The 26,199-nt window shown below is 42.4% G+C and carries 26 protein-coding genes and 1 riboswitch; of the genes, 15 read left to right on the top strand and 11 right to left on the bottom strand.

Features of this window, described 5'->3' with window-relative positions:
* Position 1 precedes the first annotated feature (1 nt).
* Positions 2-337, top strand: a complete 336-nt coding sequence (locus AAC853_RS12745; protein WP_340614764.1) for a hypothetical protein — start codon at positions 2-4, stop codon at positions 335-337.
* 784 nt (positions 338-1,121) lie between these two features.
* A complete protein-coding gene (locus tag AAC853_RS12740; RefSeq protein WP_340614763.1) occupies positions 1,122-1,745 on the top strand; it encodes an AAA family ATPase in 624 nt (207 codons plus the stop codon).
* A 44-nt stretch (positions 1,746-1,789) separates the two neighbouring features.
* Here the strand turns inward: AAC853_RS12740 and dinG are convergent, their stop codons facing one another.
* Positions 1,790-3,901: an ATP-dependent DNA helicase DinG gene (dinG, locus tag AAC853_RS12735; protein ID WP_340614762.1), complete on the bottom strand. Its 2,112-nt coding sequence runs from the start codon at positions 3,899-3,901 to the stop codon at positions 1,790-1,792.
* A 273-nt stretch (positions 3,902-4,174) separates the two neighbouring features.
* Here dinG and AAC853_RS12730 point away from each other — a divergent pair, with 273 nt between their 5' ends.
* Both AAC853_RS12730 and sseA read left to right on the top strand, forming a co-directional pair.
* Complete coding sequence (locus AAC853_RS12730) at positions 4,175-4,330, top strand: hypothetical protein (RefSeq protein ID WP_189758165.1); 156 nt, start codon at positions 4,175-4,177, stop codon at positions 4,328-4,330.
* Between the two features lie 39 nt (positions 4,331-4,369).
* Positions 4,370-5,209 carry a 3-mercaptopyruvate sulfurtransferase gene (sseA, locus tag AAC853_RS12725; protein ID WP_340614761.1) on the top strand — a complete coding sequence of 280 codons (840 nt, stop codon included), beginning with the start codon at positions 4,370-4,372 and terminating at the stop codon, positions 5,207-5,209.
* Between the two features lie 45 nt (positions 5,210-5,254).
* On the opposite strand, the gene AAC853_RS12720 is transcribed toward sseA, so the two are convergent.
* The 3 genes from AAC853_RS12720 to rhlE form a co-directional block, all read right to left on the bottom strand.
* The gene (locus AAC853_RS12720) at positions 5,255-5,506 is read right to left on the bottom strand and encodes a GlsB/YeaQ/YmgE family stress response membrane protein (RefSeq protein ID WP_338882822.1); all 252 of its coding nucleotides are present in this window, start codon (positions 5,504-5,506) and stop codon (positions 5,255-5,257) included.
* A 571-nt stretch (positions 5,507-6,077) separates the two neighbouring features.
* Positions 6,078-7,061, bottom strand: a complete 984-nt coding sequence (gene dusC, locus AAC853_RS12715; RefSeq protein WP_340614760.1) for a tRNA dihydrouridine(16) synthase DusC — start codon at positions 7,059-7,061, stop codon at positions 6,078-6,080.
* A gap of 4 nt (positions 7,062-7,065) precedes the next feature.
* The gene (gene rhlE / locus AAC853_RS12710) at positions 7,066-8,400 is read right to left on the bottom strand and encodes an ATP-dependent RNA helicase RhlE (protein ID WP_340614759.1); all 1,335 of its coding nucleotides are present in this window, start codon (positions 8,398-8,400) and stop codon (positions 7,066-7,068) included.
* A gap of 248 nt (positions 8,401-8,648) precedes the next feature.
* On the opposite strand from rhlE, the gene AAC853_RS12705 reads away from it, so the two are divergent.
* The 7 genes from AAC853_RS12705 to AAC853_RS12675 all read left to right on the top strand — a co-directional run bounded on the left by AAC853_RS12705 (position 8,649) and on the right by AAC853_RS12675 (position 16,773).
* Positions 8,649-9,344 (top strand): transcriptional regulator, encoded by a 696-nt coding sequence (locus AAC853_RS12705; RefSeq protein WP_340614758.1) that lies wholly within the window; start codon positions 8,649-8,651, stop codon positions 9,342-9,344.
* Between the two features lie 79 nt (positions 9,345-9,423).
* The gene (hlyD, locus tag AAC853_RS12700; protein WP_340614757.1) at positions 9,424-10,416 is read left to right on the top strand and encodes a secretion protein HlyD; all 993 of its coding nucleotides are present in this window, start codon (positions 9,424-9,426) and stop codon (positions 10,414-10,416) included.
* A gap of 8 nt (positions 10,417-10,424) precedes the next feature.
* Complete coding sequence (locus AAC853_RS12695; RefSeq protein ID WP_273558378.1) at positions 10,425-12,161, top strand: ATP-binding cassette domain-containing protein; 1,737 nt, start codon at positions 10,425-10,427, stop codon at positions 12,159-12,161.
* The gene (locus tag AAC853_RS12690) at positions 12,158-13,318 is read left to right on the top strand and encodes an ABC transporter permease (RefSeq protein ID WP_340614756.1); all 1,161 of its coding nucleotides are present in this window, start codon (positions 12,158-12,160) and stop codon (positions 13,316-13,318) included. The genes AAC853_RS12695 and AAC853_RS12690 overlap by 4 nt, the downstream gene beginning before the upstream one ends.
* 12 nt (positions 13,319-13,330) lie before the next feature.
* Positions 13,331-14,437 (top strand): ABC transporter permease, encoded by a 1,107-nt coding sequence (locus tag AAC853_RS12685; RefSeq protein ID WP_340614755.1) that lies wholly within the window; start codon positions 13,331-13,333, stop codon positions 14,435-14,437.
* A 116-nt stretch (positions 14,438-14,553) separates the two neighbouring features.
* Positions 14,554-15,687 (top strand): ISAs1 family transposase, encoded by a 1,134-nt coding sequence (locus AAC853_RS12680; RefSeq protein ID WP_340614754.1) that lies wholly within the window; start codon positions 14,554-14,556, stop codon positions 15,685-15,687.
* 453 nt (positions 15,688-16,140) lie between these two features.
* Positions 16,141-16,773, top strand: a complete 633-nt coding sequence (locus AAC853_RS12675; RefSeq protein WP_338882830.1) for an alanyl-tRNA editing protein — start codon at positions 16,141-16,143, stop codon at positions 16,771-16,773.
* Between the two features lie 27 nt (positions 16,774-16,800).
* Here the strand turns inward: AAC853_RS12675 and AAC853_RS12670 are convergent, their stop codons facing one another.
* Positions 16,801-17,562, bottom strand: a complete 762-nt coding sequence (locus AAC853_RS12670; RefSeq protein ID WP_340613431.1) for an IS5 family transposase — start codon at positions 17,560-17,562, stop codon at positions 16,801-16,803.
* A gap of 146 nt (positions 17,563-17,708) precedes the next feature.
* On the opposite strand from AAC853_RS12670, the gene AAC853_RS12665 reads away from it, so the two are divergent.
* The 3 genes from AAC853_RS12665 to AAC853_RS12655 all read left to right on the top strand — a co-directional run bounded on the left by AAC853_RS12665 (position 17,709) and on the right by AAC853_RS12655 (position 19,121).
* Positions 17,709-18,002 carry a hypothetical protein gene (locus AAC853_RS12665; protein ID WP_340614753.1) on the top strand — a complete coding sequence of 98 codons (294 nt, stop codon included), beginning with the start codon at positions 17,709-17,711 and terminating at the stop codon, positions 18,000-18,002.
* Positions 18,003-18,246: 244 nt separating this feature from the next.
* A complete protein-coding gene (locus AAC853_RS12660) occupies positions 18,247-18,477 on the top strand; it encodes a 2OG-Fe(II) oxygenase family protein (protein ID WP_340614752.1) in 231 nt (76 codons plus the stop codon).
* 80 nt (positions 18,478-18,557) lie between these two features.
* Positions 18,558-19,121 (top strand): LysE family translocator, encoded by a 564-nt coding sequence (locus AAC853_RS12655; protein WP_340614857.1) that lies wholly within the window; start codon positions 18,558-18,560, stop codon positions 19,119-19,121.
* Positions 19,122-19,320: 199 nt separating this feature from the next.
* Here the strand turns inward: AAC853_RS12655 and AAC853_RS12650 are convergent, their stop codons facing one another.
* The 5 genes from AAC853_RS12650 to moaA form a co-directional block, all read right to left on the bottom strand.
* The gene (locus AAC853_RS12650) at positions 19,321-20,031 is read right to left on the bottom strand and encodes a Bax inhibitor-1/YccA family protein (protein WP_193849044.1); all 711 of its coding nucleotides are present in this window, start codon (positions 20,029-20,031) and stop codon (positions 19,321-19,323) included.
* Positions 20,032-20,203: 172 nt separating this feature from the next.
* Complete coding sequence (moaE, locus tag AAC853_RS12645; protein WP_340614751.1) at positions 20,204-20,671, bottom strand: molybdopterin synthase catalytic subunit MoaE; 468 nt, start codon at positions 20,669-20,671, stop codon at positions 20,204-20,206.
* A 2-nt stretch (positions 20,672-20,673) separates the two neighbouring features.
* Entirely contained in the window at positions 20,674-20,919 is a 246-nt protein-coding gene (moaD, locus tag AAC853_RS12640) for a molybdopterin synthase sulfur carrier subunit (RefSeq protein WP_189758147.1), read from the bottom strand.
* Complete coding sequence (gene moaC, locus AAC853_RS12635; RefSeq protein ID WP_340614750.1) at positions 20,916-21,395, bottom strand: cyclic pyranopterin monophosphate synthase MoaC; 480 nt, start codon at positions 21,393-21,395, stop codon at positions 20,916-20,918. Before moaC ends, moaD begins: the two co-directional genes overlap by 4 nt.
* Positions 21,396-21,428: 33 nt before the next feature.
* Positions 21,429-22,412 (bottom strand): GTP 3',8-cyclase MoaA, encoded by a 984-nt coding sequence (moaA, locus tag AAC853_RS12630; protein WP_340614856.1) that lies wholly within the window; start codon positions 22,410-22,412, stop codon positions 21,429-21,431.
* Positions 22,399-22,541: riboswitch (molybdenum cofactor riboswitch) on the bottom strand. (Overlaps the previous gene by 14 nt.)
* A gap of 222 nt (positions 22,542-22,763) precedes the next feature.
* Between moaA and yvcK the strand changes: the two genes are divergently transcribed.
* Complete coding sequence (yvcK, locus tag AAC853_RS12625) at positions 22,764-23,672, top strand: uridine diphosphate-N-acetylglucosamine-binding protein YvcK (protein WP_338803215.1); 909 nt, start codon at positions 22,764-22,766, stop codon at positions 23,670-23,672.
* A 139-nt stretch (positions 23,673-23,811) separates the two neighbouring features.
* Here yvcK and uvrB read toward each other — a convergent pair whose 3' ends face one another.
* A complete protein-coding gene (gene uvrB / locus AAC853_RS12620) occupies positions 23,812-25,839 on the bottom strand; it encodes an excinuclease ABC subunit UvrB (RefSeq protein WP_340614749.1) in 2,028 nt (675 codons plus the stop codon).
* Positions 25,840-26,199: the final 360 nt, after the last annotated feature.

Here is a 26,199-nt window from a genome sequence, read left to right as displayed (position 1 = left end):
AATGAATTTACTTATTGCAGATGTGTTGGAATACAAAGGTAAAATAAAACAATTTGCCTCAGGGAATAAGAACCTTATTTTATTTTTATGTTTTTTATTTACCCCAGCAAAAGTTGGTGGGATTTTTAGTGGATTGATACATTTATCTCAATATATAACAACTTCAAATAATACGATAACTTCCTTTTACCTGACATCAATATTCCTGTTGATATATGTTATCTTTTATTCAGTACAAAAACCGTTATTCCCACCAAAATACTCAAATGGTTTTATTTCATCATTAATAGATAAAAGAATTTTCTTTATATGCCGAATTGTTTTTATGGTTTTATAGTGCTATACCTATTTCTATTTTCTTTTTTATAGGTTTATTATCTAATAGTAACAGTCTATTATCACAAATCACTTCTGTACTATTCTTTATTACATCCTTTTCCGTAATTGGATTTTCCTTGTCAGAATTAAAATTATCTCACACCATAATTTTATCCTTTTCGTTTATTTTATTATCTATGTTTAGATATAATCTATTGTGTAATTTAATTTATATTTTGATTATTTTAATCATTACTTTCCAACTTTTTATTCGAGAAAAAAAGATAAGAAAATTTATCAAAAAGATAGTATTAATCTATATAATAAACTTTTATCTCCTTATATCATAAATTTATATCATTTCCTCTCAATTAATAAAATATTTGTTATGAATATAATCATATCAATAGTGTTTTTATATTTCATTGCTTATATAGCCTGCCAACAAGCACCTGATAAAAATAATTTTATTACAATAGGTTACTTTGGGCTTACACTCTATATCTCAATGATATTATTCTATAATTTAATTCATACTAATAAAGGTCACCTTTATCACTTGATTAATTTTTTATCAGCAAAGAAATTTATACTTCTTAATTATTGTATATGCCTTTCTATTTTTACTATCTCATGTAGTGTATTTGCCTTTTTTGTGACGCATTCATTGCAGTTAGTTTTATTTCCTTATTATTATGTAATATCTATTTTTATTGCATTAATAAATCTATCAAAGACACAATATACAAAATTGCTTTCATTATGTTCCATTGTTTTATTTTCTTGTTTAGGAGGATATATTTATGCTTGATATCATTGAACTGGAAGCAACGGTTGGCAATAGAAAAATATTTTCAAATGTTAATTGTCAATTTGATATTGGTATAAATCGTATCAAAGGTATTAATGGTTCTGGTAAGACAACTTTTCTTGCTTGCCTATCTGGAATTAAAAAGGTTAATAAAGGTAAATGTAATTTCGTTAAGGATCATAAGAATCACCCATTCAATTTACAAAAACAAGGCTTTTATCTATCTGACCATGTTAATTTTTACCATTTTCTTACCGGCCTTGATATCATTAATTTAACTAAACGTTATAAAAAGATAAACCATGACTATCAATTAGCAGATTATTTAACAGGGTTTGGTATTACCCATTACTTAAATACAGAATTCGGCAACATGTCTTTAGGTACTAAAAAGAAATTTCTACTGACATCTGCACTAATGTCTGATGTTGATGTTTATATTTTTGATGAACCTACTAATGGCCTAGATTTAAACTCAATCACTTTTTTTAGGGAACTGATCAAATCCCTTGCTGACCAAAAAATTTTTATTTTAAGCTCTCATGATGAGAGCTTCTTGCAAGGGCTAACAGTTAATGATTATTGGATACATAAAAATCAAATCATCACATTGTAATATTGATACAGCGCAATTGAATAAATAACCCATCCATGAGTTATTTATTCCTTTTCCGCTGGCACCTTCGGCCGTTCAATGGGAAATACCGGCAAAGAATTCAATAAACGTGAACCATAACGTTTGGTAAATAACCGAGTGTCATAAATAACCACATCACCATAACACTCATGGCTACGAATTAACCTCCCCACTTGTTGGATCAAGTTAAAGGAAGCGCTGGGTAAACTCTGTACTTCAAATGGATAACGTTTTAAAGATTTCAACCAGGCGCTTTCAGTAATGATCACCGGATTGGTTACGGGAGGAAATGCGATTTTATGGATATGGACTTGTGATAGATAATCACCTTTTAGATCCAGCCCTTCTGCAAATGACTGTAACCCAACCAGAACGCTAGTTTGTCCTTCATCAATACGCTTGCAATGTGTTTCTACTAATCGATAACGAGGCTGATCACCTTGTACCAATAACATCAACCGCAGGTCTGTAACAAAAGTGAGGAACCCTTCCATTGCTCGTTGACTGCTAAAAAGTACCAACATTCCCCGATGTTTTCCTGCTATCACTTGAGAGCGGAAATAACGCGACATTTCCTCAAGATGCTGCATTTCATTCTGAATGGTCGGTTCCTGTGTCATTTGCGGTATAACCAAACGCCCTTGTCGTACATGTTCAAAAGGTGATGACAAGCTAATAAAACGATCACCATAATTTTCGTGTAATCCGGTAAGTTCCTGAATGCGGGAAAAGCTATTCAGTGAACACAACGTGGCCGATGTCACTACAACATGGGGGATGGTACGCCATAGTATTTGGGTTAATTGTTCACTGACCCGAATTCCAGCACAGTGAAAATAAAAATGCGATTGGTTTTTCTCATCGCGTCGCGTTAACCATTTGGATATTGGCGCATGGGAAGACTCTTCTTGTGACGCCAAACGCCACAGTTTTGTCATATTCTCAAAATAACCCAATGTTCGGCTGACTTGCAAAATAGCACGATGCAATCGGACAATATCTTGTTTGGCCGTCTGATCACTTAAATCATTCAAAATCGCTTCAGCTAAACTACGTAATCCATCAGTGAGTTTAAATAATTGCTGGCAGCATAGCAGCAGACTATCCGGTAACTTTCCCAGTTCGAACAGATATTCTTCCGCTTCACCACGCTCAGGCAAAAGCGCCTGTGTTATCTCCACCAATTCCTTAAAGTATTCACGGATTATTGCACAATGGTTCTGTAATCGAGGGATATTGGCCAAAGCGGGCGGTTTTGCCGGCCGGAATTGAACCAGGTATTGTTCTACATGGCGGACAAAGGTATCTAATTGCCCATTAAGCTGGAATAAGGTGATTTCCCCTTCAACTTCCAGCGCATCCCTTGCCACTTCGGGAATATGATGCCCTTCATCCAAAACCAACAACAGATTTTTTGCGTCCGGTAAAACCGATTCGCTTTCCAACGCCGCCATAACCAAAGAGTGATTGGCAACGATGACATCTGCATCTTCAATTTCCCTGCGCGCAAGAAAAAATGGGCAACGATGGTAAAACTGGCAATTGCGTGCCAGGCAGTTCACCTTATCCGTACTGATTTTTGCCCACAATGGATCCGCCAGTGCCAGTTTATGATGATCACGTAAGCCATCCCAGACAAACGTCGTATAATCACTGCGCAGTCGGCGACACAGTTCCCGCTCTTCACTGTTCGCAATTTCAGTCTGATCTTCGACTAGAAACATCAAGTCAATCTGCTCTCCTTCTGCGGCACAAATGGCCTCCAGGTTGCGTGGGCAGACATAACGCGCCCGACCAAAAGCGCCCGTAAATTTCAGGTCAGGAATAATTTTACGCAGCAGCGGCAAATCTTTGCTATAAATTTGATCTTGTAAGGCAACATTGGCTGTACTGACTACCAATGGTTTCTGTTCTGCCCGGCTAATGGCAATCCCTGGGAGCAGATATGATAACGTTTTTCCTACTCCTGTTGGCGCTTCTATCACCAAATGCCGCCCTTCTTCATTTGCCAATGTCTTTGCAACTTCGGCGATCATTTGACGTTGCGGGGCACGTGGAATAAAACCATCAATATGGGTAGATAATGATTTATACCACTGACTAATCTGACTTTTTACTGAATTAGAAAGAGCCATGAGTTTTACTGCTTAAAAATGGAGGGGCTATTTTTTTCATCATACTTCTGTCTTTACTGTTCAAACGCATAAGCGCAATTTGGTAAGAAATAATTTTCCCATAGAACTGATCTCAAAGCAGCTTTATATGATCATTCCTGCGAAACGGTTTCCAGTCTTTTTACTGTCAATGCAAGAAAACCGGTTATCGCTTGTCTGGAATGTAGAAGCCGATATACTTTTGGATTTTTATAACCGTTATAACTCCCTATTAAAACCTTATTGGATACAAAGATGAAAAAAATCCTGCTCATTATCATCATATTATTTTCCATCGGCTCAATTGGTGGGAACCTTCTGGCAGGGATGAATATATACACCCGCTCAACCACACCAACAGAAGCGCCACAACAGACTCAGCAGGAAAATACTCCAACAGGGCAACAATAAATACGTTGGCTTGTATCGTAACACCAGATGAGGAAGCTCATGAAAAATGAACATTTTGTCAGTCCACAATGGTTAAACGAACATCTTTATGATGAAAATATCGTTGTCGTTGATGCCAGTGCCCCAATGCCTACCCAATCTATCAACTATCACCAACTTTGGTTAGAGAAACACATTCCGGGCGCACAATTTTTTGATCTGGATAAGGTCGCTAATCTACAAACCAACCTGCCTCACATGTTGCCGGCGCCGGAAACTTTCCGTCAGGCTGTTAGCAAAATGGGCATCAGTGAAAATCATCTGGTGGTAATTTACGATCAAGGCAATATGTTTTCCGCCCCACGGGCATGGTGGACATTCAAAATTTTTGGGGCCCAGCATATCCGTATTCTTGAAGGTGGCTTACAAGGCTGGCAGCAAGCCGGTTATCCCACCGAATCCGGTAAAGTTATTCGCTCTCCCGAAGTTTTCAATATCCAGTTTACCCCTGAAAAAGTCTGTTCTCAGGCGCAGGTCCTTGATGCTCTCCGTAACGATGTAGGGGTACAATTTGTTGATGCCAGAGCAGAAGAGCGTTTTCAGGCAAAAGTACCGGAACCCCGTCCAGGTCTGAGGATGGGACACCTGCCCGGCGCTAAAAATGTTCCGTGGACAGCCCTGATTGATAATGGATGCTATAAGCCACGAGAAGAAATTGCAGCAATATTCCGCAAACAGGGCGTTGATTTAAGCCAACCTATCATTACCAGTTGTGGCTCTGGTATGACAGCCGCAGTTTTAGTTCTGGGGCTTAATATGATTGGTCATGAGGAAACAGGATTATACGATGGCTCCTGGGCTGAATGGGGCGCTGATGATTCACTTCCGTTAGAAAAATAACTAAATAACAAGAAAGGGCATCAAAATAACATGCCCTTTCTTGTACTATTGATTAGAAATTTTATGGTATACAAACAGGACTATTATTGCGCCAATAACGGCAATAACGAAACTCCCCAAATTAAAGCCGTCCACTTTTCCCATACCAAGAAACGTACTAATATATCCACCAACCACAGCCCCCACAATACCCAGAATAATCGTCATTATGATGCCACTGCTGTTATTTCCCGGCATAATCCATTTAGCAAGAATTCCAGCAATTAAACCAAAGAAAATCCATGACAGAATCCCCATACACCACCTCCAAAACTAATTAGGTTATTAGTCCACTGGTTCAATTATTTTTCTCTGTTTTAAGTTAAGACACCAACAAAAAAAATTGCAACCTGAAGTTTAATGCGTACATAAGGCGAATTTTATTTAATCAATATTCTTCTAAATAGCATTTCAACATGACGGGAGTACTCCTTATCCCACACACCGAGCGCGATAAGGAGCTATAACACTTGATACTCTCAGTATTATGAACAGGTATATAGACTAAGCGTCCACCAGATAAATTCTAATTTTCTCTCCGTCGTTTTTATGCCGTGGCACGACCTGAAATTTTCCTTTATTTCCATATTGGTCATAGAGGGTAATGAAAAATATACCGACAACATTATCCTTTAATTCAGGAAAAGTCGGATCACCCACCAGCATTATAGTAAAACAGAGGCAATTAGGCCGTTGCCTGATTTTTATATCTATAGGAAATGTATAGGTAAGCCACGCCACGTGGTATTACCTATAGAAACTGTTGTTTCTTTTCCTAAGATCCCCCAGAAATAGAGAAACATTCTATCACGGGAGGGAATAAATGCGGCTAACAGAAGATGGAGGATTCTTGGATGGTATATCGCAGTAGACATTCACCTACGGCAGAAGAAATAACTTTGGCAATCTCAGCAGATGTTTTCAATCCTCTGATTTGCATAAATAACTCATCCGCTTCATTATACTCTTTGCGTAAATACCCCAACCATTGTTTGATACGGGCAACATGATAAAGCCCCGTATCTCCTTGCTTTTCCAGATAAGTATATTTTTGCAGTAACTTGAGTACGCCGCTCCACGGCATTTTGGGTTCGTTATATTTAATGACACGACTCAAATTTGGCACATGCAGAGCACCACGGCCCACCATCACGGCATCACATCCTGTCGTTTTGATACACGCCTGAGCGCTTTGCCAATCCCAAATTTCACCGTTGGCAATGACAGGAATAGCAAGGCGACGCCGAATCTCACCTATCGCCTGCCAGTTAATATGCTCCGCTCTATACCCCTCTTCTTTGGTTCGTCCATGCACAACCAATTCGGTTGCCCCCGCTTGTTGAACAGCATCCGCAATCTCAAACTGACGTGAAGTAGAGTCCCATCCCAGACGTACTTTTACTGTTACCGGCAAATGGGCGGGCACCGCTTCACGCATGGCTTTAGCTCCCTGATAAATGAGTTCGGGATCTTTCAATAAGCTAGCACCACCACCACTGCCATTGACCGCCTTTGACGGACAACCACAGTTTAAATCGACACCCCATGATCCTAACTCAACCGCCCTCGCCGCATTTTCTGCCAACCATTCTGGATATTGGCCAAGAAGCTGGAGCCTGACTGGAGTTCCCGATGGGGTACGGCTCTGATGATGCAGTTCAGGGCACAGCCGGTAAAAAGATTTTACCGGCTGTAAGCTGTCAACCACACGCAGGAATTCAGTAACGCACAGGTCATAGTCATTGATTTCACTCAACAGTTCCCTAACCAAAGAATCCAAAACCCCTTCCATCGGAGCCAGCAAAACGCGCATTAAATTACTCTCCCGCTACCGAAGCACGTGAGGTTTTGGTTGCGCGTTCTTTATTTACCCGATTTTGTTTGGAATGACCCTGTTTGCCATTTCGATGAGGGTTATTGCCGCGAGAATGATTACCGCGCGAGCTGCTATTACTATGAAAGTTATTACCACGGCTATTACGTCCATTTTGGATAGGCTCAGCTTTGATAGAAGGATCAGGCTCATAACCCGAAATAGCAATGCGTGGAATTTCTCGTTTCAATAGGCGCTCAATATCTTTCAGAAGCTTGTGTTCATCGACACACACCAGCGATATCGCTTGTCCAGTCGCCTCAGCGCGCCCAGTACGACCAATTCGATGCACATAATCTTCAGCAACGTTTGGTAATTCATAGTTGACGACATAAGGCAATTGGTCAATATCCAGCCCACGGGCAGCAATATCCGTTGCCACCAGCGCACGGATTTTCCCTGTCTTGAAATCAGACAGCGCACGGGTTCTTGCTCCCTGACTTTTGTTACCGTGGATCGCAGCCGCAGGCACACCATCTTTATTTAATTGTTCCGCCAGCCGGTTTGCACCATGTTTAGTACGCGTAAATATCAGTACCTGTTGCCAGTTCTGGCTGCCTATCATGTAAGAGAGCAACTCACCCTTGCGCTTTTTGTCAACAAAATGGATGGATTGATCAATTTGCTCAGAGGCCGAGTTACGCCGTGCCACTTCTACGCTGACTGGCTCTTTCAGCAATTTATTGGCGAGGCTCTTAATTTCATCAGAGAATGTCGCCGAAAAGAGTAAGTTTTGGCGTTTTGCTGGCAGTTTGTTCAACACCCGACGAATATCGTGAATAAAACCCATGTCCAACATGCGATCTGCTTCATCCAAAACCAGAATCTCAACGCGTGAAAGATCGACCGCATTTTGGTGCTCCAAATCCAGTAAGCGGCCCGGTGTTGCAACCAGAATATCGACACCACCACGCAGTTTCATCATCTGCGGATTAATGCTGACTCCGCCAAAGACAACAAACGAACGTAATCTAAGATATTTGCTGTAATTACGTACATTTTCTCCCACCTGAGCCGCCAGTTCTCGGGTTGGGGTTAAAACCAACGCCCTGACCGGACGGCGGCCTTTTGCCTGAATCGGGGATTCACTCAAGCGTTGCAGAATAGGCAAAGTAAATCCTGCTGTTTTTCCTGTGCCTGTCTGGGCACTGGCCAGTAGATCTTTGCCGGATAACACAACAGGAATGGCCTGCTGCTGAATAGGGGTAGGTTCCACGTAACCTTGTTCTTCAACGGCACGCAAAATATCAGCCTTCAAGCCGAGTGACTCAAAATTCATAAATAAGAAATACTCCAGACTTCATCATGCCTGATATCAATTCAGGACTACACAAACTGCAATGCAGCCTATATAAACAGGGCGTGATTATAACAGATATGTCTTTTGGACGATTATTTTTTATGGATGACTATTAAAAAGACAATTTGTGTTAACTTTACATCGAATTACTTTAGTTTTAAAGTTAATCATACGATTGATATATTTTTAGTATTCCCAAAACTCTTTATCACAGGAAATATTTTGACATGGCAGCAAAGAAGGCCCAGACATTACGCGGCGAACAAGCCAAACAACAACTTCTGGAAGCAGCGATAGAGATTTTTGGCAAATCAGGTCTGGATGGTGCGACTACCCGCAATATTGCCCAACATGCACAGCAAAATATCGCGGCTATCGCATACTATTTCGGTTCCAAAGAGGGATTATACCTCGCCGTCGTACAACATATTGCCGATAAACTGAAATCAGAGTTTGCCCCTCTTATTGAAGCCATTGATCATTTTTTTGCTAAAACAGCGAAGCCCTACCCCAAAAACCAAATATTGGCATTTATTCATCAGGGAATGGTTAGCTATAACCGCCTGATTTTCGAAAAAAGCAGTATCAATATCAGCCGGATCATGTCCCATGAACAATTGACGCCAACAGAGGCTTACAGCGTTATGCATGAGCAGGGGCTGGCTCCAATTTATTCTCGGTTGAATAAGCTCATTGCCAATTATATTGGCGCTGATGAACGCCAAATTTCAACCCAAATTCATACCCATGCCCTATTGGGTGAGATCCTCTCTTTCCGACTGGCCAGGGAAGCCTTATTACGCCAAACCGGATGGGACAATATTGGCGCCAAAGAATACGAATTAATCAATCAGGTTTTATCTCAACACATCAATTTGTTACTTGATGGGTTAAGAGAAAAATCAAACAGGTATGCCCAATAGCGCTTAAGCAATGGCATAACCAACGAAGCCACCACTTGAAAGATAGCGGGTATAAATTGAACAAGGCATAAGGGATAGTATGAACAGTAAAAAGTTTGCTCTTGCCCTATTGGCACTCATTGTTGTTATCAGTGCTATTGTCGGTATCTACTATTATCAGGAACAAAATAGCAGGGAGCTTACCCTGTATGGCAATGTTGATGTCAGGACTGTTAACCTAAGTTTTCGGGTTGCAGGTAAGCTGGCTAATTTGCAGGTGGATGAAGGTGATGCCATTACTGTGGGCCAAATGATTGGTCGCCTTGATGATGCCCCCTTTATCAATGCCTTGAATCAAGCCAAAGCAGCACGTGATGTCGCTAAAGCAAATCTTGCCAAAGCCGAAGCGGGTTATCGCAGCGAAGAAATCGCCCAGGTACGTGCTGAAGTCAAGCAAAAAGAGTCAGCATTCCATTTTGCCGATAGTTTCCTGAAACGCCAGCAAGGGTTATGGCAGAGCAAAACAATCTCAGCCAATGATCTGGAAAATGCCAGAACCGGACGCAATCAAGCACTGGCCGCTTACCAGGCAGCAAAAGATAAATTGCGTCAATTCGAAACTGGTTATCGTATAGAAGAAATTGCGGCGACAAAAGCCCAGCTTATTCAAGCAGAAGCAGCCGTGGCACAGGCTGAACTTAATCTAAAAGATACTCAACTCACTTCTCCCTCGGCAGGGATGATCCTGACCAGAGCCATTGAGCCAGGCACCATGCTGGCGGCTGGCAACACGGTTTTTACCCTGTCATTGACCAATCCTGTTTGGATTAGGGCATATATTGATGAGCCTAATCTTAATCAGGCTATCGCCGGACGGGAGGTCTTGATTTATACCGATGGGCGGAAAAACCAGCCTTATCATGGCAAAATCGGTTTCGTTTCTCCAACTGCCGAATTCACCCCAAAAAATGTCGAAACCCCTGACTTAAGAACAGATTTGGTCTATCGCCTGCGCATTATTGTCCTTGATCCCGATGAAGGACTGAAACAAGGAATGCCTGTTACTTTGCGTTTTACTGAAACAAATAAGTAGGCGATAACATGACCAGTTCAGCTTATACGATAAAACTGAACGGCGTGGAGAAAACTTTTCCAGGATTAGAGGTTCCTGCTGTATCTCATCTGCAAGCAGAAATTCAGGGCGGATCAGTGACGGGACTTGTCGGTCCAGATGGTGCCGGAAAAACCACGCTGATAAGAATGTTGGCCGGATTATTGAAACCTGATAGCGGCAATATTGAAATCATGGGGCTTGATCCCATCAAGGACAGTGTTCAAGTCCGTTCTGAGCTCGGTTACATGCCGCAGAAATTTGGCTTGTATGAAGATTTAACCGTAATGGAAAATCTCACTTTATATGCCGATCTGCGCGGTGTTCTTGGTGAAGAGCGCAAAGCCACCTTTCAGAAATTACTCACTTTCACAGACTTAACCCGTTTTACCGGACGGTTAGCCGGAAAATTGTCCGGTGGCATGAAACAAAAACTGGGGCTGGCTTGCACATTACTAGGTAGCCCGAAGGTCTTGCTACTGGATGAGCCTGGTGTGGGCGTTGATCCCATTGCCCGTCGTGAATTATGGCAAATGGTCCATGAGCTCGCTTCTGATGGTATGTTGATCTTATGGAGCACCTCTTATCTGGATGAAGCCGAGTTATGTCGTGATGTTTTGTTGATGAACCGAGGTGAGCTACTCTATCGCGGCCAGCCACAAGATTTAACCCGCAATATTGCGGGCCGATCTTTTTTGCTTGATGTCAAACAGGATGCACGGCGCAAAATGTTGCAACATGCCCTCACCTTGCCGCAAGTGACTGATGGTGTGATTCAAGGAAAATATGTTCGCCTGATCTTAAAAGAAGAAGCAGATAAGAACGCCTTACTCCAACAAATAGGGGGACATGAAACCAATCTCATCGAAGCCGAGCCCCGTTTCGAAGACGCATTTATCGATTTATTAGGTGGCGGCCCGTCCCATCGCTCCGAATTAGCGGAGATAATGCCTCAAATACCACCAAACCCAACCGAAACCGTGATAGAAGCTCGTAGTCTGACTAAAAAATTTGGCGATTTTGCGGCGACTGACCATGTCGATTTTCAGGTGAAACGAGGGGAAATATTCGGCCTATTAGGGCCAAATGGCGCCGGAAAATCAACTACCTTCAAAATGATGTGTGGTTTGATGATCCCCACTTCAGGCAAAGCCTTGGTTCTGGATATGGATTTAAAAACCAGTTCAGGCAAAGCCCGTCAACGCCTTGGTTATATGGCGCAAAAATTCTCACTTTATGGCAACCTGACCGTTGGACAAAACCTTAAATTTTTCTCTGGTGTTTACGGCCTGAAAGGTCGTCATCAACAAGAAAAGATGTCTGACATGATCCGTGCTTTCAATCTTGGGCCAATCTTACACCAAAAGACGGATAGCCTGCCGCTCGGATTTAAGCAACGACTTGCCCTTTCCTGCGCATTGATGCACGAACCTGATATTCTGTTTTTGGATGAACCCACCTCGGGCGTTGATCCATTAACCCGCCGAGAATTTTGGCTACATATCAATGGCATGGTGGATAAAGGGGTAACTGTGATGGTCACAACTCACTTTATGGAAGAAGCAGAGTATTGTGATCGTATCGGGCTGGTATTTCGAGGCAAATTGATCGCAGCCGGAACACCCGATGAACTGAAACAACTGGTCGCTACGGATAACTTCCCTAACCCTTCCATGGAAGATGCTTTTATCGATCTCGTGTTGAACTACGATAAGGAGCCGCAATGAGTCATCCTGAACATACAACACCTCAGAAAGCCGTCAGTTTCTCATGGCGTCGATTGAAAGCGCTCTGCATCAAAGAAACTAAGCAGATTGTCCGTGATCCCAGCAGTGCTTTGATTGCCGTAGTTATCCCATTGATGTTGCTGTTTATTTTTGGTTACGGTATTAACCTGGATTCCAGCAAACTTCGCCTCGGCATTCTCATGGAGCAGCAGAGCAAAGACGCCAGAGAGCTAGTGCATGTATTTACGGGATCACCCTATATTGATGCTACCATCAGCGACAACCGCCAGTTCTTAATCAAAAAAATGCAGGAAAACCAAATCCGCGGCATTATCGTCATTCCTGTCAATTTTGATACCCAGCTCGCCCGTACAGGGAGCCATGCTCCGATTCAGGTTATTACCGATGGTAGTGAACCCAATACCGCCAATTTTGTGCAGGGTTATACTAAAGGCATCTGGCAAATTTGGTTACAGCAACGAGGACAAAATCGTGGAATTTCAACGACACCCTTGATTGATACACAAATCCGTTATTGGTTTAATCCCGCCGCCATTAGTCGACACTTTCTTATTCCCGGTGCGGTTTCAATTATTATGACTGTGGTAGGCGCAATTCTTACCTCACTCGTGGTTGCCCGTGAATGGGAACGCGGAACTATGGAAGCGCTACTTTCAACTCAGGTTACCCGCACCGAATTGTTACTTGCCAAATTATTGCCCTATCAGATGCTGGGATCTTTTGTCATGGTACTTTGTATGCTATTCACGGTGTTTGTGCTGGGGGTGCCCTATCGCGGCTCACTCTGGATACTAGCGTTAGTCTCCAGCCTTTATCTTGCTACCGCCCTGGGGATGGGGTTACTGATTTCTACCCTGACACGTAATCAATTCAATGCGGCGATGATTTCTCTCAATGCCGCTTTTTTGCCTGCCATTATGTTGTCTGGTTTCGTTTTCGAAATAGACAGTATGCCTGCGCTTATTCAGGCTTCGACTTATATCATACCTGCACGTTACTTCGTCAGCAGCCTACAGACGCTCTTTCTGGCCGGGAACATTGGCACTGTGTTGATGACAAACCTGCTCCTGTTGATTGCCAGTTCCATCGTCTTTATCGGCCTGACCGCGTGGAAAACACGTCGACATCTGGATTAAAAAGGAAAGAGCATGTTTTATCGTCTGTACACACTCATTATGAAAGAGTTACAGTCTCTTCTGAGAGAGCCGCAAACACGGAACATTTTGATTTTGACCGTGATTATACAAATGATCCTGTTCCCGTGGGCAGCAACGCTGGAAGTCAAAAATGCCACCATCGCCATTTATAATGAGGATAATGGACAGGCATCGATTGAGTTAACCCAACGACTGGCAAAATCAAAAGCATTTCCTGATGTTATTTTGCTAACCAGTTCGCAAGAGATCCGCCCTACCCTGGATAACCGCAAGGCACTATTGCTGGTACGCTTTCCGCAAAATTTCAGTGCTAATCTCGCCAACCATAACCCGACATCAATTCAAGTTTTGTTGGATGGGCGTAATTCAAACAGCGCCCAAATTGCAGCCAACTATATCCAGCAGATTGTGATGGATTACCAAAAACAACTGTTGGGAAATACCCCTAATTTCAATAATAGTGAACTCATTGTGCGTAACTGGTATAACGCCAATTTGGATTATAAATGGTTCGTCGTGCCGTCTCTGGTTGCCATGATTACCACGATTGGTGTACTGATTGTCACAGCGTTGTCAGTCGCTCGTGAGCGGGAACAAGGAACGCTGGATCAATTACTGGTTTCTCCATTGGCGACATGGCAAATTTTCCTTGGCAAAGCGATTCCAGCATTAGTTGTGGCGACGATGCAAGCAAGCATTGTTTTGCTGATTGGAACGCTGTTCTATCAAATTCCTTTCGCGGGTTCATTGCTGCTATTTTATGGCTGTATGTTGATTTATGGCTTATCCTTGGTGGGTTTCGGTTTGCTGATTTCTGCTGTTTGTTCCACCCAGCAACAAGCGTTTATTGGTGTATTTGTGTTTATGATGCCCGCTATTCTACTTTCTGGTTATATCTCTCCGGTCGAGAATATGCCTGTTTGGTTACAAAATATCACCTGGATTAATCCAATCCGACACTTTACTGATATCACCAAGCAGATTTATTTGAAAGGCGCTGATTTATCCGTTATTTGGCCAAATTTATGGCCTTTATTGGTCATTACTGCCACAACTGGGGGAGTCGCTTATCGGCTGTTTCGAAGTAAGATTGCTTGATAAATTTAAAACTGTGAAAAACCAGGGTGAGAGCGTGAATTTTTTGTTAACAAAATTTAGGGTTGACGGATAAGAAAAAACATCATCTCATCCTTCTTTTTTTAGGAAGTATTCTCATGAGCATCGATGCCTTTTCTCAATATTTCAGTACGTTAACAGACCCTCGCCAGTCGTCTAAGATCAGTTATCCTTTGTTTGATATCCTTTTTCTGGCAATTACATCCATCATCGCCGGCGCGGAAGGATGGGAAGATATTGAAGATTTCGGCGAAACGTATCTGGACTGGTATCAAAAAAAATCACTTTTCCCGAATGGAATACCGGGACATGATTCTATCGCTCGACTTATTTCTCGTCTCAATCCTGTTGAGTTTCAGCACTGTTTTATCCAGTGGGTTCAAGGGATTAATGAACGTTCTGAAGGGGAAATTATCGCCATTGACGGGAAAACATTGCGGGGAACTTATCACGGCAAGGATCGGCAGTCGATGCTCCACATGGTAAGTGCGTTTGCCACCCAGAATGGCGTTGTGATGGGGCAATTGAAGACAGACAAAAAGTCCAATGAAATCACTGCGATCCCTAAATTACTCCGTTTGCTGGATATCAAAGGCTGCCTGATAACAATTGATGCGATGGGATGTCAAACGAAGATTGCGGAACAAATTGTGCAGCAAGAAGGTGACTATCTTCTGGCGGTGAAAGGCAATCAGGAAACGCTGTATCACGCCGTCAAGAAGGCGTTGTCTGCGCAAGTCTCAGCAGTGAGTCATGCCGAAAATATCACGATAGAACAAGGGCATGGTCGTATAGAAGCGCGTGAATATCATGTATTGTCTGCACAAGCGTTATCTCAACCATTTCCTGAATGGAAAAACTTAAAAAGCATCGGCGTAGCAATCGGGTATCGAATTAATAATAAAGGAAAAGAGTCGCTCGATTATCGTTATTACATCAGTTCAGCGGAGCTAAACACGGATAAATTTGCGACCGCTGTCAGGAGCCATTGGGGGATCGAAACACGATTACATTGGGTTCTTGATGTCACTATGGGAGAAGATGCTTGCCTTATCCATCGGGGAGAATCGGCTGAAATATTGGGATGTATGCGTCATATCAGTGTCAATATGTTGCGGGCAGAAACAACCAAAAAAGCGAGTATTCGCCGAAAACAACGGCTTGCGAGCATGGATATTAACTATCTGGACAAGGTATTAGTCGCAGGATTTACGGTGTTGGGCAAGAAGTGAGCATTCACGCTCTTGCCCTGTGTGAAAAACCACCTAATTGCACTGTCTGTCATTAAGCGTAGAATAATTTTCTATTATATTTTTAATTGAAATATTGTTTATTATATCCCTACTAAATAGGTTTTCATAATACTGAGAGTATCAGATGTTGGAGTTCTTTACCCCGCGTGCCGCACAGGGTAAAGAACACTTTATTTTGAAACTATTTAGTTATTACTTTACTTTTTTTCTAATGAATGTTAATTATTTTTAGAAAATCATAAGGAAACTGACTTCTATATTTTAGACAGTTCAAATTGAAATTATTATCAAGCTATACACATTAAACTTCAAGTTGCCATTTACAACACGATATGAAACCTGATTTCTCTCCCGCTTCGCAGGGAGAAATCACACGCATCTTGAAGTTAGATTGGTATATATTTAAATTGTAATAATATCTGGGAATAAAATATGACAGAGCGTAATTATTTATCGAGTCAAGCACTGACCGATAATGTTGAAGTGATTGGCTGTATTCCTCGTGATGATGGGCGTTATTCCACTTGGTTAAAGTCTACTATATTTCATCCTCAAGGAGGGGGGCAACCTAGTGATATAGGCTGGCTTAATGAAGTAGAGGTAGTTCACGTGACAGTGGAAGATGGTGACATCGTCCATTTAACTACAGAACCTGTAGCTCTAGGAAATGCTTTTGCTCGTATTGATATTGAACGACGCCAATTATATTCGCGGCTGCATTCTGCCGGGCATCTTATTGGACATGTCGTTGAAGGTATGATGTGGCACCCAATTAAAGCTCATCATTGGCCGGGTGAAGGGAGAATAGTATTTAAGCCGAGTGTGAATGCTCAAAGTGTGTCGAAAGAGCATATTCAAACGATATGTGAAAATTATATTAAACAGGATCTACCGTGCAAAGTAGTTCAACGAGATGATGGATTTAGAGAAGTGAGTTTCGGTCATTTTACGCCCTACCTTTGTGGTGGTACCCATGTGACATCTCTAGGAGAATTAGGAAATATTAAAGTGCAGGAGATTAAAATAAAGAAGGACAATCTAATAGTAAATTATGATGTAGTCTAGAGTCTGTTGACGTTTTGTGTTCATCATTTATTCTGACCACATGGGTAGCCAGACGATGATAAATGCCAGTGCCACCATACTGGCATAATTCCGTGCTAATTTATCGTATCTTGTTGCGATTGCACGAAAATGCTTGATTCTGGCAAACGCATTTTCCACTAAATGACGATAACGATATAAACCCTTATCAATCTTTTTATCCGATTTTCGGCTATTGTTCCGGTAGGGAATGACCGGTGTCGCGCCTTTTCGTTTGACGATTTCCCTGAAAGCTTCACTATCGTATCCTTTATCCGCAATAACAAAATCTGAAGTTGGAGATTGTGCAAGGAGACTTTCAGCATGAACGATATCATGTGTTTGTCCCTCGGAAAGCTCAAAATGGACAGGAAAACCGTAACTGTCTACGGCTAAATGGATTTTGGTTGAGAGTCCGCCACAACTTTTACCTATGGCCTCATTCTCCTCTGAGGCGGCGCCCGCACTATGCTGATGTGCACGGATAATACTGCCATCAATAAACAACCATTCAGTATCCGTGTCTTCAGACAACATTTTGAATAATAAATCAAAAATGCCTTTTTTTGACCAAGCATTAAAACGTCTGAATACGGTGTTCCATTTGCCAAATTCATCCGGCAATTCACGCCATGGAATACCCGTTCTCATCCGGTAAAGAATGCCTTCGAAAGTCAGTCGGTGTTCCTCTTTATTGTAGATAAGCTCATTTTGTTGCATGAATAAAAATAGCTTATTCCACAAAGGAGCTGGTAACATAGTTCTTGGCATGATGTTCTCAAGGTAACGGTTTTTTGGCGAAAACAAGGATACCAAATCATCATGCCGTTCCAATTCCCCTCACAAAACATCCACAGCCCCTAACAATTTAATATGTTTTTTATAAAAATCATCAGTAAATAAAAGAAAAAGACATTATGATTATAGAAGTTGATTGCCTTGATGCCGCGTGTTTAAAAAAACTTGCAGAGAAAGAAAGTTTAGTTATACGTGTAAAACAATTTGTGCCTAATTTGTTAGCTGAACAGTTAGGGGAAAAAATATTAGGGCATGGATTTGATAGATATTTAAATGCACCGAGCATAGGGCGAATCGGAATGGCATTTTATGAAGCTGAGAATAAACCACAGCGTGTAGAAGATTATTTTGAAAGTGTATTCCAGAACATTAATGACTTACGACAACGTTGTTCACCTTATTATTCGCAATAGATAAACTGAGATGCATTTAGATGGTTTTGGCCTGCTGGAGCCCAAATTGAAACACTGTATGGCAAGAAAATGTATGTGGGATTGTCGAGGGTAGTTATACCAGGGGTCACTTTTCTTGCACACCATGATATTTTTGCTAAAGATGCTCCTGATAGCTTTAGAGCTAAGAGTCTTCAAGCCCAGTTTGCAGCTAATGTTTATCTTTCTATGCCCAGAGAAGGCGGAGCCTTACAAATTTGGAAAGATGAACTTTCTTCCAGAAGAATTTGATGCTATGCGTGGTGATAGTTATGGGATCGAGCCTTCTTTGCTTGGTGAACCAGCACTAGAGATTCGACCAGATGTGGGTGATCTTTTGATCTTTAACTCTCGGTGTATGCATTCTGTGACTGCTGGCGTCGATGATCTACGTTTGAGCCTGTCTTGTTTTATAGGCTATCGTGGAACAGAAAATCCATTGTCATTCTGGAGTTGATATGCTGTCTAACTATTGGGGAGAATTTTTAGGACTGGCTGTGATTCATTTCCTGGCAGTAGTCGCGCCAGGTAAGAAATATTTTTGCGGTAACTATACGGCAGAGTATAAGATTTGGATGTTGGGCAGGTATATGTACGGCAGTAGGTATCGGAGCAGGAATATCAATACATGTTATCTATACACTGGTGGGAGTTAGTGCATTAATGCATGCCACTCCGTGGTTGTTAGAAGTAGCAAAACTCGTTGGTGCAATTTATATCACGTGGCTTGGTATCAAATTTATTAGGACTAAGCCTGCTAATTTGGATACCTTAGAAGGTGAAGAAATTATTTTGACCTCACAGAGTAGATGGAAAGCATTTCTGATGGGGTTTATGACTAATGCCCTTAATCCTAAGGCAACATTGTTCTTTTTGGCTGTTTTCACAACCGTAGTGAGTAGTAATACACCTACTCTGATACAGGTTTTCTATGGTGTATGGATGTGTGTAGTCAATGCTGTATGGTTTGTGTTGGTTAGTATCATTTTCTCGAATGTATTGATTCGTAATAAATTCATACAGAAAGGCTATTGGTTTGAACGAATCATGGGCGTTGTGTTGATTGGGTTCGCTGTTCGATTGTTATCTATGTCTCTATGATGTTTCCACTGTACACTGTAGATAATTAGTCATGTACCAATCTAACTTCAAGATGCGTGTGATTTCATAGAGTGTTGTAAATTGCAACTTAAAGTTTAATGTGTATAAACATTATCAATGTCAATTGTCATAGATAACTGATTAATGACCACTAAAAAACCCTGCCAAGGCAGGGTTTTTTAATTTAATGCATCAGCAATTATCGGCGATCACCCAAAATACGCAACAACATTAAGAACAGGTTAATGAAGTCCAGATACAGAGTCAGCGCACCAGTAATTGAGTACCTACGCAGGTTTTCTTTATCGTTAACATCCAATTGTTCACCCATTTCTTTCAGTTTTTGGGTATCGTATGCCGTCAAACCAGCAAAAATCACAACACCGATATAAGTGATTGCCCACATCAATGCCGGGCTTTTCAGCCAGATGTTTATCAAAGAAGCCAGAACGATGCCGATTAGCCCCATAAACAGGAAGCTACCCAAGCCACTCAGACTACGCTTAGTGGTATAACCATAAACGCTCAAGGCACCAAACATCCCCGCTGAAACAACAAATGTGCTGGCAATAGAGCTACTGGTATACACCACAAAGATACTGGAAAGTGTCAGCCCCGTTAGCATGGAGTACAGCATAAACAGCCCTGTCGCCAGTGCTCCACTCATTTTATGCACCAAACCAGACAGCACAAAAACTAACGCAAGCTGTGCAATGATTAAGCCATAGAAAACAATAGAACTACTGAAAATGGCGTATAAAATTTCAGGGGTATTTGCCACATACCATGCAACAAATGCAGTTAATAGCAAGCCACAAGTCATCCAACCGTAGACTTGTGCCATGTATGTTTGTATACCAGAACCCGCTTTCTGGACAATCGAATCATTAGAACGTTGATATCGATCCATGATGATTACCTTTTCATAACAATGTTTAAGGATTAAGAATGTTTAAAAATAAACAATCTATTCAAAAGTTATACATTAGCATAGAACATTAATAAAACCATCCGCCAATTAATGGCAATTTCAGTGACATATTGTTTATTTGTCCAGTTTTCGAGATAGTCCGCAGAACGATCTACCGAACACTGTTTTGCCAACGATTTGCCGCATTCTGGTCACTTTGCCTTGCTTCTACCCAGCGTTCGCCCTCGACAAGCGATTCCTTTTTCCAAAATGGAGCCTGAGTTTTCAGATAATCCATGATGAATTCAGCCGCCATAAAAGCTACATTGCGGTGAGAGCTGGTGACACCAACAAATACAATCTCATCCCCTGGGTACAATTCGCCAATGCGATGAATAATGCAGGCTCGTTGCAAAGGCCAACGTTGGCGGGCTTCGTCAACAATTTTCTGCAACATTTTTTCTGTCATGCCAGCATAATGCTCCAATGTCAGGGCGTTAACATTATCTCCCAAGTTATGGTTGCGAACTTTGCCGGTAAAAGTCACAACAGCACCATCTTCATCACATTGCGAGAGCCATTGATATTCTTCCCCAACACTGAATGTCTCCTGCTGGACACTGATCCGTGTATTTTCCATTTTTATCCCCCCGTAACAGGTGGGAAAAAAGCCACTTCATCACCGTCCTTCAAAGCATGTTCAGCATGGACAAAAGATTGATTTACGGCAGACAACACCTTACCTTCTTCCAGTGCCAGCGCCCATCGTTCCCCTTTTTCAGTCAGTGCGTGACGAAGATGCGCTACAGTTAAGTAATCATTAGATAGCTCAAGTGAATCCGTTCCCAACAATTCGCGGACTTGAGCAAAAAACAGTACCTTTATCATGACTCCACCTTAAAATTGCCTGATTTACCACCACTTTTTTCCAACAAACGCACAGGCCCAATGACCATATCTTTTTGAACCGCTTTGCACATATCATAAATGGTCAAAGCGGCCACAGATGCCGCCGTCAAAGCCTCCATTTCCACACCTGTTTTCCCCGCCAGGCGACAACAGGACTCGATCCTAACCCGACTATGTTCCGTTTGTGCTTCCAGCCGGACTTCCACTTTACTCAGCAGCAGCGGATGGCAAAGCGGGATCAATTCCCACGTCCGTTTCGCTGCCTGAATACCTGCAATACGGGCGGTCGCAAAGACATCCCCTTTGTGGTGATCACCTGTGATAATCATGGCCAAGGTTTCAGCCTGCATTTCAACAAAGGCTTCTGCCCGTGCTTCACGCACTGTTTCGGCTTTGGCAGAAATATCCACCATATGAGCTTCACCCGCAGTATTAATATGGGTTAATTGAGACATTCTTTGCTCCTGAACATAAATCTTGCAACCAAGCTAGCCGCCAATAAAAGAAAGGTTCGGGGTGATCCCGCTATCCCCTTGATGTAAAAAATGAGTCTCGCGCTTATGGCGCAATCCACCTTGAATACGCAATTTCAGGGCACCCAGTGATGCATCATCAGACAATAAATCACGCAATGGAATGCCTTGCTCACCAAACAAACATAAATGGAGATTGCCAATTGCAGATACCCTCAGACGATTGCAGCTTTGACAAAAGTTTTTTTCATACGGCATGATAAGGCCAATTTCTCCCTGATAATCGGGATGACGAAAAACCTGAGCCGGTCCATCACTACGCGCACGTTGCTGTTGTTGCCATCCCTGTTGTAACAGTTGATGACGGATCACTTCCCCAGAAAGATGATGTCGATGAAAAATGTCACTGCCTTCTCCCGTTTCCATCAGTTCAATAAAACGCAACTGGATAGGACGACGTTTAATCCAATCAAGAAAAGCAGGCAGGTGAGTATCATTCACATTCTTCATCAATACGACATTAACTTTCACTACGTTGAATCCCGCCTCAAAAGCTGCCTCAATACCACGCATAATCTGGAAAAATTTATCTTGTCCGGTAATGGCGTAAAATTGGCGGGGATCCAAACTATCAACACTCACATTAATCGCGGTCAGGCCAGCTGATTTCCATTGGGAGACATCCCGCTCCATACGGTAACCATTAGTTGTAACAGCAATTTTTTTAATTTGCGGATTTTCATGAACCGCTGCGATGATGTCGCAAAAATCACGGCGCATGGTGGGTTCTCCCCCTGTCAGGCGGATTTTTTCTGTGCCAAGTTCAGCAAATACCCGGCTAATACGACGAATTTCTGGCAGGGAAAGAAATGATTTATGGCCATGAGGCTGATATCCATCAGGCAGGCAATAGGTGCAACGGAAGTTACACACATCAGTAATAGACAATCTCAAATAATAGAACTTGCGTGAGAATACATCTACGAGTTGTTCCACAATAACACCTTCCAAATACGGGAGATGCCGGCATTTCTACCTGGCATCCTGGTGACTCAGGAGTCACGGCCAAAGCATCATATCAATCTGGTACAGCGACTTAGACACAGAGGCTAGGAGTTAATATCAGTTAAATTTTATATGAACCTAAAATAAAAAGCTAATCCTCGATGTTATATATATCTTATTATACAAAGAGTTAACTAATCACCATACATCAGCTCTCTACGATGTTTCCAGGCAATCATTCGCAATGATCGCATAAAACCACATCAATTTCTGACAGCATCATATTTTGTGATAAATTACATGCGTTTTATTAAAGCCCCTACATTTAGCAGTAACAGGAATCCTATGCGAAATCGCACATTAGCTGATTTAGATCGCGTTGTCGCCCTTGGCGGCGGCCATGGACTTGGACGTGTTATGTCTTCCCTTTCTTCCCTTGGCGCACGCCTGACAGGCATTGTCACGACAACGGACAATGGGGGTTCAACCGGCAGAATACGACGTTCAGAAGGTGGAATTGCGTGGGGAGATATGCGCAATTGTCTCAATCAGTTAATCACGGAACCTACCATTGCTTCTGCCATGTTTGAATATCGGTTTAGTGGCAACGGCGAATTATCTGGCCACAATTTAGGCAACCTGATGTTGAAAGCCCTGGATCATTTAAGTGTCCGTCCTCTTGAGGCGATTAACTTGCTCCGCAATCTGCTGAAAGTCAATGCACAATTGATTCCGATGTCAGAGCAGTCGGTTGATTTGATGGCTGTCGATGATCAAGGCAATACTGTGTATGGTGAAGTGAATATCGATCAACTGAATTGCGTTCCACAGGAACTATTGCTTTACCCTCATGTCAATGCCACTAAAGAAGCACTGGATGCCATTGAACAAGCAGATTTGATTTTGATCGGCCCTGGCAGCTTCTTCACCAGCCTGATGCCGTTGTTGCTATTGGAAGATTTAACCCAATCCTTACGGCGCAGTAATGCAAACATGATTTATATCGGTAACTTAGGAAAAGAACTCAGCCACGCTGCTGCCAATTTATCATTAAAAGATAAACTGGCAATCATGGAAAATAAGATTGGCCGCAGGATGATTAATGCGCTTATTGTCGGCCCACGTACTGATATCAGCCCTTTCAGTGACCGCGTTGTGACACAACAGGTTTTAGAAGCGCAGGATGTGCCTTACCGTCACGACCGTGAATTATTGCGCCAGGCAATTGAGCATACTCTGCAAAAATTGGGTTAGCATTTCAGTCCACTGACAAACTCTATTTAAAATAATGGAGTTTGTCTTCTTTATGATAGCAGCCATAAACCCTCCCCAAAGACCTGTTAATCGGTCTGAAAAAGACCAATTAACCAGTCACGATGGCCCACATAAATTTTCAGGAATTAGTAATAAATTGCGTCCGCAATGCCTGAACCTGGTCACGAATATTGGCTGCTTGTTCAAATTCGAGATCCCGTGCATGTTGGTACATTTTCTCTTCCAGTTCACGGATTTTTCTCTCCAGCTCTTTCGCTGACAGGTTGCGGTAATCATCTGTACCTAAAGTAACTTTATTTTTTCCTTTAGCCTTCCCTTTACCATTAACCGGCTGGCCAATTTTCAGGATGTCACCAATTTTTTTCTTTAAACCTTGCGGTACGATGCCGTGTTCTTGGTTAAATGCCTGCTGTTTGGCTCGACGGCGTTCTGTTTCTTCAATAGCTCTTGCCATCGAATCCGTTATTTTGTCGCCATATAAAATGGCCTTACCATGCAGGTGACGTGCTGCACGGCCGATGGTTTGGATTAGGGAACGTTCCGAACGAAGGAAACCCTCTTTATCCGCGTCCAAAATTGCCACCAGGGAAACTTCCGGCATATCCAGGCCTTCGCGCAGCAAGTTGATGCCAACCAAAACATCAAATTCACCGAGACGAAGATCACGGATAATTTCCACCCGTTCTACAGTATCAATGTCAGAATGGAGATAACGCACTCGCTCACCATGCTCTTCCAAATATTCAGTCAGGTCTTCCGCCATCCGTTTGGTTAAGGTGGTGACCAACACGCGCTCATTGTTTGCCACACGGATACGGATTTCAGACAGAAGATCATCTACTTGGGTTGCCACTGGGCGAACTTCAACTTCAGGGTCAATGAGTCCCGTTGGACGCACAACTTGTTCAACAACTTCATGACCGGATTTTTCCAATTCATAATTGCCGGGAGTGGCTGAAATATAAATGGTCTGTGGTGCCAGCGCCTCAAACTCTTCAAACCGCAATGGACGGTTATCCAACGCTGACGGCAAACGGAAGCCATATTCCACCAATGTTTCCTTGCGGGAGCGATCTCCTCGGTACATCCCGCCAATCTGTGGGATAGTAACGTGGGATTCATCCACCACCAGCAAGCCATCCGCCGGCAGATAGTCAAACAGCGTTGGAGGGGGTTCACCGGCAGAACGGCCGGACAGATAACGGGAGTAGTTTTCAATACCAGAGCAGTAACCCAATTCATTCATCATTTCGAGATCAAATTGGGTTCGCTGGGTAACACGCTGTTCTTCCAATAATTTGTCTGACGCCAATAGGATCTTGCGCCGTTGTTCCAACTCCAGTTTGATCTCCTCCATCGCCTGGAGGAGACGTTCACGTGGCGTAACATAGTGGGTTTTGGGATAGATGGTATAACGCGGCACATGGTACTCGACCTGCCCTGTCAGCGGATCAAACAGGGAAAGGCGTTCGACTTCATCATCAAACAATTCTACACGCAAAGCACGTTCGTCCGACTCTGCGGGAAAAATATCAATGACTTCACCACGTACCCGAAATGTTCCGCGCTGGAATGCCTGATCATTGCGGGTATATTGCAGTTCGGCTAAACGACGCAAGATAGCGCGCTGGTCAATTAACATACCTTCGGTTAAATGCAGCATCATTTTCAAATAGCTATCAGGATCACCTAAACCGTAAATCGCGGAGACAGAAGCCACCACCACAACATCACGGCGTTCCAACAAGGCTTTCGTTGCGGACAGGCGCATCTGTTCGATATGTTCATTCACTGAAGCATCTTTTTCGATAAAGGTATCAGAACTGGGCACATAGGCTTCTGGTTGATAATAATCGTAATAGGAAACGAAATATTCCACTGCATTCTCAGGGAAAAACGCTTTCATTTCGCTATAAAGCTGAGCTGCCAATGTCTTATTGGGGGCAAGGATCATAGTGGGTCGATTTAAGTTTGCGATAACATTGGCAATGGTGAAAGTTTTACCCGAGCCGGTTACCCCCAGAAGTGTTTGATGGGCTAGTCCATCTTCCAGCCCTTCCTGTAACTGTCTGATAGCCGATGGCTGATCGCCTGCCGGTTTAAAATCAGAATATAACTTAAATACCTTATTTGTTTCTTTGCTCATTTTCCCCACGCCATCCATACATCGACAAAATTCTTTTTATCATACTGGATAAAAAACCAGCTTCAAGTCAGTTTGGCAAAATAATGTTATTGCCCGGATGTTATTAATCTTATGGTATTAACTTTTGTTTAACATCAAGGATGACTATTTTTATCCCCAGATAATGATCTGGCTTTTTCCTATTTTTGTATTAACAACTGAAATGATAAAGCACTGAATAGCAAAGAGATGCAAAAAGGAATTGATTTTATTTAACATATTGATTTTGATTATAAAAAAATACAAGTAGAGAATAACAGCAAATCTGGCGCAAGCCGCGTATGGCCTTGCATGAGGATACTTTTCTAAAACTAATACACA

It is taken from the genome of Xenorhabdus thailandensis (assembly GCF_037996785.1).
Taxonomy (GTDB): Bacteria; Pseudomonadota; Gammaproteobacteria; order Enterobacterales; family Enterobacteriaceae; genus Xenorhabdus; species Xenorhabdus griffiniae.
Note: the sequence above shows the minus strand (reverse complement) of the source record. Positions and strands in the feature narration are given on the sequence as shown.